General features: G+C 71.3%; 15 protein-coding genes, 1 pseudogene and 1 CRISPR repeat array. Of the genes and pseudogenes, 4 read left to right on the top strand and 12 right to left on the bottom strand.

Features of this window, described 5'->3' with window-relative positions; translation table 11 throughout:
- Positions 1-196: 196 nt before the first annotated feature.
- The 3 genes from AADR41_RS37240 to AADR41_RS37230 form a co-directional block, all read right to left on the bottom strand.
- Positions 197-1,207: a sigma-70 family RNA polymerase sigma factor gene (locus AADR41_RS37240; RefSeq protein ID WP_342286514.1), complete on the bottom strand. Its 1,011-nt coding sequence runs from the start codon at positions 1,205-1,207 to the stop codon at positions 197-199.
- Between the two features lie 106 nt (positions 1,208-1,313).
- Positions 1,314-2,030 carry a L,D-transpeptidase family protein gene (locus tag AADR41_RS37235; protein WP_342286512.1) on the bottom strand — a complete coding sequence of 239 codons (717 nt, stop codon included), beginning with the start codon at positions 2,028-2,030 and terminating at the stop codon, positions 1,314-1,316.
- 85 nt (positions 2,031-2,115) lie between these two features.
- Positions 2,116-3,450: an MFS transporter gene (locus AADR41_RS37230; protein ID WP_342286511.1), complete on the bottom strand. Its 1,335-nt coding sequence runs from the start codon at positions 3,448-3,450 to the stop codon at positions 2,116-2,118.
- A 62-nt stretch (positions 3,451-3,512) separates the two neighbouring features.
- Between AADR41_RS37230 and AADR41_RS37225 the strand changes: the two genes are divergently transcribed.
- Positions 3,513-4,466 (top strand): LysR family transcriptional regulator, encoded by a 954-nt coding sequence (locus tag AADR41_RS37225; protein ID WP_342286510.1) that lies wholly within the window; start codon positions 3,513-3,515, stop codon positions 4,464-4,466.
- Between the two features lie 347 nt (positions 4,467-4,813).
- Here the strand turns inward: AADR41_RS37225 and AADR41_RS37220 are convergent, their stop codons facing one another.
- From AADR41_RS37220 to AADR41_RS37205, 4 genes are all read right to left on the bottom strand, one after another.
- Positions 4,814-5,029: a hypothetical protein gene (locus AADR41_RS37220; RefSeq protein ID WP_342286509.1), complete on the bottom strand. Its 216-nt coding sequence runs from the start codon at positions 5,027-5,029 to the stop codon at positions 4,814-4,816.
- Between the two features lie 84 nt (positions 5,030-5,113).
- Positions 5,114-6,298, bottom strand: coding sequence for a helix-turn-helix domain-containing protein (locus tag AADR41_RS37215; protein WP_342286508.1), 1,185 nt, complete (start codon positions 6,296-6,298; stop codon positions 5,114-5,116).
- A 44-nt stretch (positions 6,299-6,342) separates the two neighbouring features.
- Positions 6,343-6,981, bottom strand: coding sequence for an HAD family hydrolase (locus tag AADR41_RS37210; RefSeq protein WP_342286506.1), 639 nt, complete (start codon positions 6,979-6,981; stop codon positions 6,343-6,345).
- 177 nt (positions 6,982-7,158) lie between these two features.
- Positions 7,159-8,530: direct repeats of the CRISPR family, unit length 29 nt; unit sequence GGGACCATCCCCGCACGCGCGGGGACCAC.
- A 134-nt stretch (positions 8,531-8,664) separates the two neighbouring features.
- Positions 8,665-9,471, bottom strand: coding sequence for an alpha/beta hydrolase family protein (locus AADR41_RS37205; RefSeq protein WP_342286504.1), 807 nt, complete (start codon positions 9,469-9,471; stop codon positions 8,665-8,667).
- A gap of 103 nt (positions 9,472-9,574) precedes the next feature.
- On the opposite strand from AADR41_RS37205, the gene AADR41_RS37200 reads away from it, so the two are divergent.
- Entirely contained in the window at positions 9,575-10,726 is a 1,152-nt protein-coding gene (locus AADR41_RS37200) for an adenosine deaminase (protein ID WP_342286502.1), read from the top strand.
- Between the two features lie 135 nt (positions 10,727-10,861).
- A complete protein-coding gene (locus AADR41_RS37195) occupies positions 10,862-11,179 on the top strand; it encodes a hypothetical protein (protein WP_259928207.1) in 318 nt (105 codons plus the stop codon).
- 70 nt (positions 11,180-11,249) lie between these two features.
- On the opposite strand, the gene AADR41_RS37190 is transcribed toward AADR41_RS37195, so the two are convergent.
- The 5 genes from AADR41_RS37190 to afsQ1 form a co-directional block, all read right to left on the bottom strand.
- Positions 11,250-11,453 (bottom strand): PspC domain-containing protein, encoded by a 204-nt coding sequence (locus tag AADR41_RS37190; RefSeq protein WP_342286501.1) that lies wholly within the window; start codon positions 11,451-11,453, stop codon positions 11,250-11,252.
- A 94-nt stretch (positions 11,454-11,547) separates the two neighbouring features.
- A complete protein-coding gene (locus AADR41_RS37185; protein ID WP_342286500.1) occupies positions 11,548-12,096 on the bottom strand; it encodes a VanZ family protein in 549 nt (182 codons plus the stop codon).
- Between the two features lie 220 nt (positions 12,097-12,316).
- Positions 12,317-12,934 carry a GerMN domain-containing protein gene (locus tag AADR41_RS37180; RefSeq protein ID WP_342286517.1) on the bottom strand — a complete coding sequence of 206 codons (618 nt, stop codon included), beginning with the start codon at positions 12,932-12,934 and terminating at the stop codon, positions 12,317-12,319.
- On the bottom strand, positions 12,934-14,472 hold the full coding sequence (locus AADR41_RS37175; RefSeq protein ID WP_342286498.1) for a HAMP domain-containing sensor histidine kinase: 1,539 nt from the start codon (positions 14,470-14,472) through the stop codon (positions 12,934-12,936). The genes AADR41_RS37180 and AADR41_RS37175 overlap by 1 nt, the downstream gene beginning before the upstream one ends.
- Positions 14,469-15,146, bottom strand: coding sequence for a two-component system response regulator AfsQ1 (gene afsQ1 / locus AADR41_RS37170; protein WP_342286516.1), 678 nt, complete (start codon positions 15,144-15,146; stop codon positions 14,469-14,471). The genes AADR41_RS37175 and afsQ1 overlap by 4 nt, the downstream gene beginning before the upstream one ends.
- Before the next feature lie 192 nt (positions 15,147-15,338).
- On the opposite strand from afsQ1, the pseudogene AADR41_RS37165 reads away from it, so the two are divergent.
- Positions 15,339-15,562 (top strand): annotated as a pseudogene (locus tag AADR41_RS37165) (SigE family RNA polymerase sigma factor); the annotation flags it as partial.

Here is a 15,562-nt window from a genome sequence, read left to right as displayed (position 1 = left end):
CCTCAGCCCTCGCCCCACCCCTCCGGGTCCGCAGGCCCGGCCACGCCGCATACCGTCCGGCTGATCCGACCGAAGCGTGCCGTCCCGCCGGTGGCGGAGGGCCCGCCCATCCGCTGGGCGAGCCGTCGGCCACCGGCCGCCGGCACCACCCGGCCGGCGGCCGGCCCGTTCCGTATGCCGCGCTTCACGTCCGGTCTCACACCGCCGCGTCGTCGTCCACCGTCGCGTCGTCGTCGAGGTGGTCCGGCAGGCCGAAGAGCGGGAACCAGCGCGGCGTGTCCAGGAAGCAGTGCATCCCGGTGATGGCCCCGTCCGAGATGTCGATGACCTGCACCGCCCACGGCACGAACCCGGGCCCGTCCGGATTCGGCTTGTAGTGCGCGAACGCCGGGGTGCCGTTCGCCGACGTGGCCACCAGGCGGGAGCCCGCGCAGCCCGCGCCGATGGAGAGCATGAAGCCGGTGATGTCGTCGTGCCCCTGGAGCCAGAGGTCGAACGGCGGCATGGTCATCACGGCGTCCTCATGGAGCAGCGCGGTCAGCGCCGCCATGTCGTAGCCCTCGAAGGCCGCCACGTACCGCTCAAGGAGTTTGCGCTGCTCCTCGTCGAGCGGATTCGCGGCGTCGGCGGGCCTGCCCTCGTGCTCGGTGAGGGTGGCCCGGGCCCGCTGGAGGGCGCTGTTGACCGAGGCGACCGAGGTGTCGAGCAGCTCGGCGACCTCGCTCGCCCTCCAGGCCAGCACCTCGCGCAGGATCAGCACGGCGCGCTGCTTGGGCGGCAGATGCTGGAGCGCGGCGACGAACGCCAGGCGCACCGACTCCCGCGCCACGGCGGCCTCCGCCGGGTCGGCCACCGTCGGCAGGATGCGGCCGTCCGGCATCGGCTCCAGCCAGGTGTTCTCCGGCAGGGGGTTGAGCGCCGCCTGAGCGAGCGGGGTCGGGCCCGTCAGATCGACCGGACGGGCCCGCTTGTTGCCCGCGTTCAGCATGTCCAGGCAGACGTTGGTGGCGATCCGGTACAGCCAGGAACGCAGCGAGGAACGGCCCTCGAACTTGTCGAAGTTGCGCCAGGCACGCACCAGCGTGTCCTGCACCGCGTCCTCCGCCTCGAAGGCCGAGCCGAGCATCCGGTAGCAGTAACCGGTCAGCTCGACCCGGTGTCCCTCCAGACGGCTGTCGATGTCCGTCGTCGCTGTCAGATCACTCATCGCTCCACCCCTGTTGCGCTGTGACACCGCTCACTTCGGCACTCTGGAAGCTACCGCAGGCCACTGACAACGGGGGCGGGAAGCGTCCAAGCCACCCGGATTCCGGTCACGTTCCGGGCTTGCGCCCGTACACGTACACGTCGTCGCCGTTCCTCAGCAGATTCCAGTACGACTTGGCGTCGGCGGTACGCATGTTGACGCAGCCGTGCGACCCCGGCGGGTTCCACATCTTCACGCCCACCGCGTGGAACGCCTGGCCCCCGTCGAAGAACTGGGAGTACGGCATCGACACGTGGTAGATCGACGAGACGTGGTTGATGTGCCGCCAGTAGATCTTCTTCGCCCCGGTGCGGGTCTCGTAGCCGTTGCGCCCGGTCCGCACCGGCACGGGCCCGAACTTCAGCTTGCTGCCGTCCTGGATCCAGCTCAGCTGCCGGGTCAGGTCCACGCACGCGATGCGCCCCTTGTTGGTGGGGCACTTCTTGTCCTTGTTCGGGTTCTTGCCGGCCGCCTTCTGGGCGGTGAGCGTCTTCATCGTGCGCCAGGTGACCGGACCGGCGTACCCGATGGTGGGGGTGACCCCGTAGGTGCTCTGGAACGACCTGATCGCCTTGCAGTCGGCAGCCGACTGCCTGCCGTCCACCGGCCGCTTCAGATACTTCTCGACCTGCTTCTGGTACGGCCCGGTGGACGTCGTGCAGGACGCAGCCTGCGCCGACCCGCCGGTGGCCAGCACCAGCGCCGGTACCGCGGTCAGCCCCGCTACCGACATCGCGAGCCCGCGCCGCAGCCGTGCTCCCCGTATGTTCCCCGCGACTCTCATGTACGCCAACTCCCCTTCGCGCGTCGTGAGGTGATTCCGCCTGCTAGACGCGCGTCGGGGAGTGGATGGTTGTGCGCCGTATGTCTCAGTTCTGTACGGAGGCCACGCCCCGGTGCCGTACGGACACCACCGGAACCTGCCGGCGCCGCTCGGCGCGGGCGGCCCGCGTCCCGTACAGCGTGATCGAGACGACGCCGAGGACCGCGAGCAGTCCCAGCGAGACGGTGCCGGCCCAGCCCCCGGCGTGGAAGGCGACCGCGCCCAGCGTGCCGCCCGCGCTGGAGCCCAGGTAGTACGCGGACTGGTAGAGCGCCGACGCCTGGGCGCGGCCCTTCGTCGCGGTACGGCTCACGGACGAGGAGGCGACCGCGTGCCCGGCGAAGAAGCCGGCCGTGATCAGGACCAGGCCGAGGAGCACGGCGGCCAGCTGGTCGGCCAGCGAGAGCAGCAGACCGGCGGCCGTGGTGGAGACGGCGAGGTACAGCGCGCCCCGGCGCCCCAGCCGGGCGACGAGCTTCCCCGCCGCCGCGGAGGAGACCGTACCGACCAGATAGACGAGGAAGATCGAACCGACGATGCCCTGCGGGAGGTTGAACGGCGCCTCCACCAGGCGGTAGCCGATCACCGTGTAGACCGCGCCGAACACCGTCATGAACAGCGCGCCGATCGCGTACAGCCTGCGCAGCAGCGGATCGGCGAGGTGCCCGCCGACGGTCTTCGCGAGGGCCTTCGGGTTGAGCGTGCCCGGGGTGAAGTTGCGTGCCCGGGGGATCATGAAGTGGAAGACCACCGCACAGGCCACCGCCAGCAGGCCGACCGCGCCGAGCGCCGCGCGCCAGCCCCAGAGCTGGGCGATCCAGCCGGTGAGGATGCGGCCGCTCATGCCGCCGATGCTGTTGCCGGCCACGAACAGCCCGATCGCCGCGACCAGCGCCTTCGGCCGTACCTCCTCCGCCAGGTACGCCATCGCGGAGGCGGGCAGACCGGCGAGCGCGGCGCCCTGGACGGCGCGCAGCGCGATCAGCCAGCCGAGCGAGGGCGCGAACGGCACGAACAGCCCGACCGCCACCGCGACCACCAGCGAGGCGGTCATCATCTGCCGCCGCCCGAACCGCTCCGACAGCGCGCTCATCGGCAGCACACACAGCGCCAGCGCGCCCGTCGCGGCGGACACCGTCCAGCTCGCCTGCCCGGCCGTGGCGCCGAAGGAGGCGGAGACGGCGGGCAGCAGGGCCTGGGTGGAGTAGAGAAGTGCGAACGTCGCGACACCTGCGGCGAAGAGCGCGAAGCTCATCCGGCGGTAGCCGGGGCGGCCCGGTTCGAGCCGCTCCGGAGCAGTGGCGGCGGGGGCGGCGACGGGGGACGGCTGGGGCGAGGCGGCCACGGCGAGCGTGGACGCCCCGGTACTGGCAGGAGGCATGCTTCGAAAGTAGGCTCTCCGGTTTCATGCGTCCAATGCACGAAGTGGCGATAATCAATCCCATGGCGCATGAACGCAGCTCACAGCCCCGGCTGTCACCCAGTAGTTACGAAGAAGACATTCGCGCCGTCCTCGCGCCGCGACTGGCCCACTTCGAGGCGGTGGCCCGCCACGAGCACGTCACGCGCGCCGCGCAGGAGCTCGGCGTACCGCAGTCGACGCTGTCGCGGGCGATGGTCAGGCTCGAACAGGACCTGGGCGTCGCCCTGTTCGCCCGCAAGGGCCGTACCGTCTCGCTCACCCCGGCGGGCCGCACCTTCCTGGGCTCCGCCGAGCGGGCCCTCGCCGAGGTCGAGAAGGCCGCCGAATCGGTACGGGCCGACGCCGACCCGGCCACCGGCAAGGTCGCCTTCGGCTTCCTCCACACCATGGGCTCGGAAACCGTCCCCGCCCTGCTGCGCGCCTTCCGCGCCGACCATCCCCGGGTCCGCTTCCAGCTCGTGCAGAACTACGGCGAGGCGATGATCGAACGCCTCCGGGCCGGCGGTCTCGACCTCTGCCTCACCTCACCGGTTCCCGACGCCCCCGACCTCGTCGCCCGCCGCCTGGACGAACAGCGCCTGCGCCTCGTCGTCCCCGAGGACCACCGCCTCGCCACCCGCCGCCGCATCCGCCTCGCGGAGGCCGCCGACGAAAAGTTCGTCACACTCGAACCGGGCTACGGCCTGCGGCGGATCACCGACGACCTGTGCGCCGAGGCGGGCTTCACACCCAGGGTCGCCTTCGAGGGCGAGGAGGCGGAGACCCTGCGCGGCCTGGTCGCGGCCGGCCTCGGCGTGGCCCTGCTCCCACCGCCCGCGGTGGCCCGCCCCGGCGTCGTGGAACTGACGGTCACGGCCCCCAGGGCGGCCCGGGAGATCGGCGTCGCCTGGCTGGACGGCCACCCCGACACCCCACCGGTCGCCGCCTTCAAACGCTTCCTGCTCTCCCGCCGGGGCCACCTGCTGCCGGACTGACCGGGCTCCCTTCGCCGCGGCCCTCCGACGCGTCGAGCTTGCGGCGCAGCACCGCCCGCGACCGCTCGCGCGGCCGGCACTCCGGGGAGCGCGGTGGGTGGGCGCGGAGGTCGGGGCGGGCGCCGGACATCGAGTCGCCGGGCGCGACGGTCACGGCCTCGCCGAGGATGACGCGGCCGCAGTCGACACAGACGTTCACGAGCGGGCCTCCCGCCAGGCCCGGCCGAATCGCGCAGCGGCCGGGCAGGACGCCCCGGCGCGGCAGGTGGGACACGTCAGGGTGTGGCCGAGCAGCGCGCGGTACTCGACATCCACCGGCTGTGGTTTCGTCAGGGTGATCACTGTGATCACTGTTCTCGGCCTTTCCGGCAGGAGGGGCAGCAGCGGGGAAACCACAGGGCCGAGGTGCCGTGGGCATCGACGTGGCGGGGGCCGAGATCATGTGCGGTGCCGTTGGCCAGCGCGACGGAACACCAGACACAGTGCACGCCGCGCTGCTGCGCGCCGGACAGCGTCGCGGGATCCGGCAGACCGGCCTCAGCAGTGGGCACAGCGGTGGTCACGAGCTCTCCTCTGCCTGCGTGTTGCGGACAGACAGAGCATGGGCTTCGAGAAGGGGCGCAACTGCTACTGCTTGTAGCAGCCGGTCAGACTGCGCCGACCCAGTGCGCGAAGTGCGACAGGCTCTCGGCGTCGGCACGGCGGAAGCGTCGCAGACCACTCATGACCTCGCGGACCCACGGATGCTCGCGGGTGTGCTGAGGCGCCGCCGCGCGGGCCGCCTTGAGGCTTTCGAACGCGTCGGCCCGCAGGCCGGCCCATTCCTGTGCTCGGGCCAGTTCGATGTAGAAACCGCTGCGTCGCTCTGCGGGCAGAGAGGCGGCCGGCTTCCATTCCGTCGCGACACGCAGGGCGCGGTCGACGTGATTCCGGCCGAGGCTGACGGCGACGGACAGTTCGTGGACGCGGACCGAGTCCGGGCCGAACGCGGTGCCCAGGCAGACGACCTCGCGCGCGACTTGATCGCCGAGCCGCCGCGCGTGCGCCAAGTGGATGTCGGCAGTGTCCGAGTCTTCGCATCGTCCGGCGACGACGGCAGCACGCATGTGAAGTGCACCGCGGGCCGCCGCCGTCGGGCGGGACAACGGTGGGGGAGCGTTGTCGATCGCTTGCTCCAGCTCCGCGAGTCCGACGGCATGGGCTCGGGCCGCGAGGAAGACTTCCGTCCGTACGTACGCCGTGGCGGCCCGGACGAGGGGATCCCCGGTACGGTCGGCTGCCCACCGCATCAGATCGATCAGCCGTGCGGAGAGGTCGTGCGCCCCGTACTTGAAGGCGATCGCGTCGGCGGCACGGGCGGCGGCGGCCAGTAACCGGGTGGCGGCCTGCCGTTCGGCGCCGCGTGCGGTGTGGGCATGGCGGATGGCGTCGCGGAGGAGCCCCGGCGCCACTTCAGCGATCCGGCCGTACTGGGCGCCCAGCCGCCAGTCCACCACTGTGCCCACCGCTTCCGTGAGCTCGCTCGCCGTCCGCCTCGGGGAGCCCTGCGGGATCTCGTACCCGGTGATCACTGCGGAGAGTTCCGGGAGAGCCCTGCGGACCCGGCGCTCGGTCCCGACGTACCCCGTGCGCAGTTGCGAGACGTCGACCGCGAGCACGGCGGCGATCGCTTCGAGCACCTCGTCGCCCGGCTGTCGCGCACCGCGCTCGACGGCGCGGATCATGGCGTAGGAGACGTGCGATGCGGAAGCGAGCCGGGTCTGGGTGAGGCGGCGCGCGCGTCGGCATGCGGCGACCCGCGCACCGACCTCGCGCGGGGAGTCGGCGGACATGCCCCGACCGTACCCGCACAGTGACGGAGCGGGTACGAAATCGATTACTCGCCGACTACGGGGATCAGGTCCATGAGAGACCCGATCACCCAGTCCGCGGTCTCCCGCACCTGGGGATCGTCCGCCCACAGGTGACCCCAGGGGCCGCGGCGAAGATGGGCCGTACGAAGCCCGGCCCGTGCCGCCGGGAAGGTGTCGTTCATGGGATGGTCACCGACGTAGACGGTGTCCCGTGCCGGGGCGCGGGAGGCGTCGAGAACGCGCGCGAAGAACTCATCGGAAGGTTTCGCACAGCCCCATTCCCCCGATGTCGCGATGAAGTCGGCCGGCAGATCCATGTTGCGGAGCAACTGACCGACGCGCACCGTTTGATTGCCTGCGATGACAATCCGGACGCCCCGCTCCCGCAGTGCGGTGAGCGAGACCCGCACGTCTTCGTACAGGTCGGACTCATCGAGGCGCTCGCCAAGCCCGGCGGCCTCGCGGGCGGCGTACTCCGCCGCGATGTCGATGCCCGGCTTCAGGAGGCGGAGGGCTTCCGCGTTGTCGAGGCCCTGGGCTGTGACGGCGCCGACGAGCGCGGACAGGGTGTGTCCGGGGACGCCCAGCCAGTTCGCCCAGGACTCCCAGTAGCGGTCGTCCCGGACGAGGGTCTCACCGATGTCGAACACGATCGTCTTCACCCGGCGAGCCTACGGGCGGCAGTTGGAGGCGTGGACGCTGCCGGGCAACCGGAAACCGGCCCGCACCACCCGGCCGAAGCCGGGCAGGGGCACCCCACGTACTGCTGCCGCCCCGGCAGGGACTGCCCGCACGCGCGGGGACCACCGGGACGTGGACTCGATGCGGAACTTAACCGAGGGACCACCCCCGCACGCGCGGGGACCACCTCCACGCGGCGTAGTCCGGCGCATCGTCCCACGGACCATCCCCGCACGCGCGGGGACCACCACCGCAGCATCCTGCGGACGATCGTGGACCGGGGACCACCCCCGCACGCGCGGGGACCACTCATGCAGCCATCTTCCTCTCTGCCACGGGCAGGGACCACCCCCGCACGCGCGGGGACCACGGCCGCGGGCTCAAGGGCCACAAGAGCAGCTGGGGACCACCCCCGCACGCGCGGGGACCACCGCCTGAACCAGGCCGAGAGCCAGATCCGCGCGGGACCACCCCCGCATGCGCGGGGACCACGGAGAAACCTCCGGGACCAGCATCCGCCAAGCGGGACCACCCCCGCACGCGCGGGGACCACCGGGGTAGCGAATTTGGCCTGTCCGGCCTGTCGGGACCACCCCCGCACGCGCGGGGACCACGGGGCGGGGTCGGTGATCTCGTAGGCGTGGCCGGGACCACCCCCGCACGCGCGGGGACCACCGACCAGACCGCCCCCGGCGGCCACGCCGGCAGGGACCATCCCCGCACGCGCGGGGACCACCGGCGTCCATGAATTTTTCCTTTCCTGATGGGGGGACCATCCCCGCACGCGCGGGGACCACTCGGCGATGCCCTGTTCCGTTGCCTGTACTCCGGGACCATCCCCGCACGCGCGGGGACCACGCCGAGTGCCTGCGCCGGGCGGTCGAAGAGCTGGGACCATCCCCGCACGCGCGGGGACCACGGCTACTACGCCCTGATTGCCTTCGGACTGCTGGGACCATCCCCGCACGCGCGGGGACCACTGCTGGGCGACCACCTCTTCCGGCACCGTGCGGGGACCATCCCCGCACGCGCGGGGACCACCAGTTGGCCGATCTGATGAGCACGAATCGCGGGGGACCATCCCCGCACGCGCGGGGACCACATCGGCCCGTGCTGCCCCGTCTGCTCCGAGGAGGGACCATCCCCGCACGCGCGGGGACCACACCGAGGCCCGCGCCGACGAGGTGGCCGCCGCGGGACCATCCCCGCACGCGCGGGGACCACGCCGCATCCCGCGCCGGATGGACTCGGCAGCAGGGACCATCCCCGCACGCGCGGGGACCACGCCTTGTACCTGACCATCATCCTGGGACTCAAGGGGACCATCCCCGCACGCGCGGGGACCACGCAAGTCCTCGCTCGTCAAGACGCAGTACTGCGGGACCATCCCCGCACGCGCGGGGACCACGCGGTACCGGGGCTGGTCCGCGCGGCGTGGGTGGGACCATCCCCGCACGCGCGGGGACCACGCTGCCTTGCCCGCCCCGTACGGGTTGTCCTCGGGACCATCCCCGCACGCGCGGGGACCACAGTTCGTGACCTGCGACTTTATCGAGAGAAGGTGCTGTTTTTCTTCACTTTCATTGAATCCGGCATATCGGACAAAACTGCCATCGCTTCCCGTAGCCCCGCCCCCAAGTGGCACGCCGCCCTCAAGCGCCCGGTCACCCCCGCAGCGACTTCCCGAACCCCGCCGCCAGCGGCATCCGCAGTCCCAGCGGCGGCGGTGCCGCCAGTGCGTCGGCGACCGGGCGGGCGTACGACCGGCCGAACAGTGAACCGCACACGAAGTCCGCGGCCAGGGCCGTCACCTCGGCTCGGTGCTGGCGCAGTGCGTGGCCGTCCGAGTGGACCTCGAAGCGGCAGGTGTCGCGGTTGGTCTTCTTGGCCCGCTCGGCCAGCCGGAAGGACAGCTCCGGGTCGGTGCGGGCGTCGTTGGTGCCGTGGACGAGCAGCACCTGACGGCCGAGCAGGTGCTTCACCGGCTCCGGTCCGTCGGCCCCGTCCGCCCCGTCCGCCCCGTCGGCCCCGTCCGCTCCGGCCGCCCCGCCCTCGGGCAGCCAGGGGGCCATCGCCAGCACGGAGGCGACCGCGGCGTGGCCGCCGGCCCGGAGTGCGGCGCGGCCGCCCATGCCGTGTCCGGCCAGGCAGACGGGGACGTCGCCGTATCGCCGTACGACCTCCTCCACCGCCCATTCGGCGTCCGCCGCCGGGTGGGCGTCGGTGGCGTTCCAGCCCCGGCAGCGGTAGCGCACCACATGCGCGGCGAGCCCGTCCTCCTGGCCGGCGCGGGCCAGGGCGCGGGCCAGTGGCAGCTGGAATGCGTACGAGAGGGGGGACGGGCGACGGTGCGAGTCGGGCTCGCCGTCCGGGAGCAGCAGAACGACGCCGCTGACCGCGGTTGGAGCTCCGGCCGTCCTGACGGCCCGTCCCAGCCTTGCGGCGGGCAGGGGGAGTGCGCGCTGTGCCATGACAGAACAGTGTCAGAAGGACAGGTGTACTCCACCCGTATTCGCGGTCACTGTTACGCATCGGCAAGCGACAATCTACGCGCGTAGGCGCTAGAGTGCGCAAATGATGAGCCCGACCCTTCATGTGCCCGGCCAGGATCAGATCCGGCGTGCCCCCAAGGTGCTTCTCCACGACCATCTCGACGGCGGCCTGCGCCCGGGAACGATCGTCGACCTCGCCCGCGAGAGCGGATACGAGGGACTTCCCGAGACCGAGTCCGACAAGCTCGGCATCTGGTTCCGCGAGGCGGCCGACTCCGGTTCGCTGGAGCGCTACCTGGAGACGTTCGCCCACACCTGCGCCGTCATGCAGACCCGCGAGGCGCTGGTCCGGGTGGCCGCCGAATGCGCCGAGGACCTGGCCGCGGACGGTGTCGTCTACGCCGAGGTGCGGTACGCCCCCGAGCAGCACCTGGAAGCCGGACTGACCCTCGAAGAGGTCGTCGAGGCGGTCAACGAGGGCTTCCGCGAGGGCGAGTCGCGGGCCCGCCGGGACGGGAACCGCATCCGCGTGGGCGCCCTCCTCACCGCGATGCGGCACGCGGCCCGCTCCCTGGAGATCGCCGAACTCGCCAACCGCTACCGCGACCAGGGCGTGGCCGGCTTCGACATCGCGGGCGCGGAGGCGGGCTTCCCGCCCACCCGGCACCTCGACGCCTTCGAGTACCTCAAGCGCGAGAACAACCACTTCACCATCCACGCGGGCGAGGCCTTCGGCCTGCCGTCGATCTGGCAGGCGCTCCAGTGGTGCGGCGCGGACCGGCTCGGCCACGGGGTCCGCATCATCGACGACATCGAGGTCACCGACGACGGCGTGAAGCTCGGCCGCCTCGCCTCCTACGTACGGGACAAGCGCATCCCGCTGGAGCTGTGCCCGACCTCCAACCTCCAGACCGGCGCCGCCGCCTCGTACGCCGAGCACCCCATCGGGCTGCTGCGGAAGCTGCATTTCCGGGCCACCGTGAACACGGACAACCGGCTGATGAGCGGTACGAGCATGAGTCGCGAATTCGAGAAGCTGACCGAGACCTTCGGATACACGCTCGACGACATGCAGTGGTTCACCGTCAATGCGATGAAGTCGGCATTCATTCCTTTTGATGAGCGTCTGGCGATGATCAACGATGTGATCAAGCCCGGATATGCCGAGCTGAAGTCGGAGTGGCTCTTCGAGCAGACCGCTGCGACCAGCGTTTCTTCCACGTCCGTGGGCTGATCCCGGCTTCGCGGACAACGGCCGGGACGCCGAATTCCCGGCCGTTTTCCGTGTGTCGGCGTGTTTGCGGGAAGAGTGTCGGGCTGGCTACTTTTCGGAGCCCCCCACGTCCCTCTCCCCAAGGATGAATTTCACATGAAGCAGTCTGCTGTCAGGACTCTCGGCGTCGCCGCTCTCGGTGCCGCCTTCGCCGCCGCCGCCGCGGGCACCGCCTCCGCCGCCGTGCTGCCGACCGACGCCGCGACCACCGCTCTGCCGGTCGCGAGCGCGGCACTGGGAACGGCGACCCAGAGCCTGCCGGTACAGGAGACGGCCACCAAGCTGCTCGGCACGGACCAGCAGAAGCTCGTCGGTCAGGCCACCACCCCGGTCAAGGGCCTGCTCGGCGGCATGCCCGCGGGCGGCCTGAAGACCAGCGGCCTGTCGACCAACGGTCTCCCGCTCGGCGGCTGATCCCCGTACACACGCCTGTGGGGCGGACACCCGGACCGGGTGTCCGCCCCACAGGCGTATGCGTACCGGGTCACCAGGCGGTGGCCGAGGACGTCTTCTCGGACGGGAACAGCAGCCACAGCGCCAGGTAGAGCAGGCACTGCGGCCCCGGCAGCAGGCAGGAGACCAGGAAGATGACGCGCATGGTCCCCGCGGAGGTGCCGAAGCGCCGTGCCAGCGCTGCGCACACTCCGCCGATCATGCGTCCGTCACGGGGGCGGGCAAGTGCGGCCATGGTGGGCTCCTTCGCGAACCGTTGCTGAGGGAGCAGCTCCGTCGTGCTCCCGATGTCTCCATGGTGGCGCGGCGAAGGGGGGCAAAGCGTCGCTCTATGGTGCGATCCCGACCCTGGGAATCGTCGGGGTCGAACCCTGGATCGCCTCGTCCCTCGGGTGGGGGGCCACCCCGACCCGCTCCTGCTTCCGGCGGCGCAGCCGCGCCCGGCACATCGGCACCACGAGCAGATGGGCGATGGCCACACCGGTCGTGTTCAGCAGCAGCGAATCGACATCGACGACCTGACCGGGCACGCCGGTCTGGGCCAGTTCGATGGTCGTCGAGATCAGCGCACCCGCCGCGACGGTCCGGGCCAGCGAGGCCCACGGGGAGACGGAGAGCCGGCCCCCGGCCATCGGCAGCAGCACGCCCAGCGGGGCGAGCAGCAGCAGCCCCTCACCGATCCGGCGGGCCGCCTCGACCGGGCCGAGGGACAGATCCGCTCTTATACCGGCGAAGGGTCGGAGATTCGAGGCGCCCATCCACGGCACATCGAGCGGGCGCAGGGTCAGCCACCCGACAAGCAACAGATGCGCGAGGAGCAGAGAGACCCCGGCCGCGCGGAAGCGGATGACGGCTGTACCGTCCGAACCTTGACGCACGCCACCCAAGACGCGACGAACGGCAGGATCGGTTCCGCCGCCCCGAAATCCGACTTCTCCGGCGCCGTCGAGCCGCTCACCGGGGCGTTCGGTTTCCCGTAGCGCCTGCCGTCGAGTCGTTCACCGGGGTGTTCGGTCCGTCGTACCGTCCGCCGCCGAGTCGTTCACCGGGGTGTTCGGGTCCGCCGTACCGTCCGCCGCCGAGCCGCTCACCGGGCGTTCAGTTCCCCGCACCGACCGCCGGCGTCGGTACCGCCTTGGGCCGCGCCTTCATCTCCGAGGTGCACAGGTACCCGCGCGGCGGGTAGGCCCCGGGCCCGCCCAGTACCACCGTGCCCTCCGGGGCGAGCGAGTCGCTCTCCGCGTACGTGCAGACGATCTGCGCCAGCGCCTCGGACCGCAGGTCCTCCGGCTGCTCGCTGAGCCGCAGCGTGCCCGCCCGGTCGCCGCTGCGGGCCCCGTCGACCCGCAGGGTCTTCGGCACGGTCGTGGAGTACCCGGCCTGCCGCTCCGCGGCGGGCGGCTTCAGCAGCAGCTCGTCCAGGAGCGCCTGCGCGACCCGGACCCGGTCGGTGCCGTTCTCGTCGATCTGCACCGTGCGGTCCACCGTGACCAGCTGCGAGGAGCAGACCAGATAGATCTGTACGGGGATGCCCCTGGCGGCCTGTGTCGTGACGTTCTCCGCGGACATCGTGCACGGCACCTGGGACGGTGCGGCACCGGCGTCCACCGGCACCGTGGTGGACCTGATCCCGCAGCCCGCGGCCAGCACGGCCGTGACCACGGTCCCGGCCAGTGCCACGGCCGTACGGCGCGCCCGGCGGTTGTCGCTGACCATCACGTCGCGTCGCCCTCCTCGTCCCGGTCCCCGGCATCGTGCCCACCGCCGGAACGGGTGAGCTGCTCGGCGTCGCGCGGCAGCCGCAGCACGAACACCGCGCCGTCGCCGTCCGGTGAGTTCGCGGCTGTGATGTCACCGCCGTGGATGTGCGCGTTCTCCATGGCGATCGAAAGACCGAGACCGCTGCCCTCGGAACGCGGGCGTGAGGCGCTGGCCTTGTAGAACCGGTCGAAGACATGGGGCAGCACGTCCTCGGGGATGCCGGGGCCGTGGTCCCGGACCTCGATGACCAGCTGGTCGCCCTCGGTCCGCACCGTGACCCGTACCGGCGAACCGCCGTGCTTGAGCGCGTTGCCGATCAGATTCGCCAGGATCACATCGAGCCGGCGCGGGTCCAGGCGGACCATCATGCCGCGCTCGGCGTCCAGGTCCACCGCGTCCAGCCAGGCGCGGACGTCGATGCAGGCGGTGACCTGGTCGGCGACGTCCACGGTGTCGAGGACGAGCCGGGCCGTCCCCGCGTCGAAGCGGGTGACCTCCATCAGGTTCTCCACCAGGTCGTTGAGGCGCCGGGTCTCGCTCACCACCAGACGCACCGCGGGCGCGATCATCGGGTCGAGGCTGTCCGCCTCGTCCTCCAGCACCTCGGTGACGGCGGTCAGCGCGGTGAGCGGGGTGCGCAGTTCGTGCGACATGTCGGCGACGAACCGCCGGCTCGCCTCGTCCCGCGCGCTCATGTCCGCGACCCGCTTCTCCAGCGAACTCGCGGTCCGGTTGAACGTACGGGAGAGATCGGCCAGTTCGTCCGTGCCGGACACCACGAGCCGGGTGTCGAGCTTGCCCTCGCCGAGCTTGCGGGCGGCGTCGCCGAGCCGCTGCACGGGCCGCAGCACGGTCGTCGCGGCGGCCTGCGCGAGCAGCGCCGAACCGATCAGCGCGAGCCCGGTGGCGATGCCCAGGGACCAGGCCAGGGAGTTGAGGTCCTGCCGCTCCTGGTCGAGCGACTTCAGCATGTAGCCGGTCGGGCCGCCGCCGATGATCTTCGTACCGCCCACCAGGTACGGCGTGCCGCGGATGCTGGTCCGCTGCCAGAACAGGTGGTACTCGTACTTGTTGCCCGCCTCCACCGGCTGTCTCTTGTTGACCGCCTTCTGCAGCGACAGCGGCACGTTGTCGAGGGTGAAGGTGTCCAGGTCCGAGTTGCCGACGATCGGCTTGCCGGTGTCGCGCTCGTCGACCAGCAGCACGCTGTAGCCCGGCGAACTGCTCGCCATCTGCACCGCGGCGTTCTGCAGATCGTCCCTGGTGGGGTGGAGCGGCAGCGAGGCCGCCCGGCTCTGCATCTCCTGGCGGAAGTCCCCGAGCGCGGAGTCCTGGGTACGGGTCAGCACGGCCTCGCGGTTCAGCCAGTACGCGATCCCCGACGCGGACACCGCCGCGGTCAGCGCCACCAGCGCGAACACCACGACGAGCCGCAGCCGCAGACTGGTCCAGCGGAGCCCGGCGAGCAGGCTCCGTTTGACGGCATCGCTCACTGAGGCGAGTCCAGTCGGTAGCCCACACCCCGGACGGTACGGATCAGCGTCGGCGACGACGGCACGTCCTCCACCTTGGCCCGCAGCCGCTGCACACACGCGTCCACCAGCCGGGAGTCACCGAGGTAGTCGTGCTCCCAGACCAGCCGGAGCAGCTGCTGGCGCGACAGGGCCTGGCCCGGCCGGCGGCTCAGCTCCAGCAGGAGACGCAGCTCGGTCGGCGTGAGCTGCAGATCCTCCCCGTTCTTGGTGACGGTCATCGCGGAACGGTCGATCACCACGTTCCCGAACGAGGCGGAGTCGGTGGACTCGCGCTCGCCCCGGCGCAGCACCGCGCGGATACGGGCGTCGAGCACCCGGCCCTGCACGGGTTTCACCACGTAGTCGTCGGCGCCGGACTCAAGCCCGACCACGACGTCGATGTCGTCGCTGCGCGCGGTCAGCAGAATGATCGGCAGCTGGTCGGTGCGCCGGATGCGCCGGCACACCTCGAAGCCGTCGATCCCGGGCAGCATCACATCCAGCACGACCAGGTCCGGCCGCTGCTCACGCAGCAGTTTCAGGCCGTCCTCTCCCGTCGCCGCGGTGGCCACACGGTGGCCCTGGCGTGACAGCGAGAGTTCGAGGGCCGTGCGGATGGCGTCGTCGTCCTCGATCAGCAACAGGAAAGGCACGCTGGTCATTCTGACCCATGGTGGCGCCCCAGTTCGACAGTTGGGGTCGACTCATACATCCCGCGCGCCCCAGGAGCACGCTCGGCGGGCCCTGTGACAGGCCTGTGACAGTCGGCGGACAGCGTCATGAAACTGCCCCGGCAAGCTCATTGGCACAAGGAACGGACGGACTCCACCGATGGGGGGCGCGAGATGAACGCAACTCACAGCACCACCGCAAGCGCAGTTGTCACGCGTCTCCACGACGTCGGCCGGAGTACCGAGAAGTCCGGCGTCGGAGGGAGTACTTCCCTGGCCGAGCGCAGCCGAGACCTCGGGGGAGGGCGGGGATGCGTTCGTGGCGCCGGTCGTCAGCACCTGTCGTACATGACAGTCGTTGACGTGCCTGTGGGGGGCAACGGGGGAATCAACGGGGG

It is taken from the genome of Streptomyces sp. CLV115 (genome assembly GCF_038448545.1).
Taxonomy (GTDB): Bacteria; Actinomycetota; Actinomycetes; order Streptomycetales; family Streptomycetaceae; genus Streptomyces; species Streptomyces sanglieri.
Note: the sequence above shows the minus strand (reverse complement) of the source record. Positions and strands in the feature narration are given on the sequence as shown.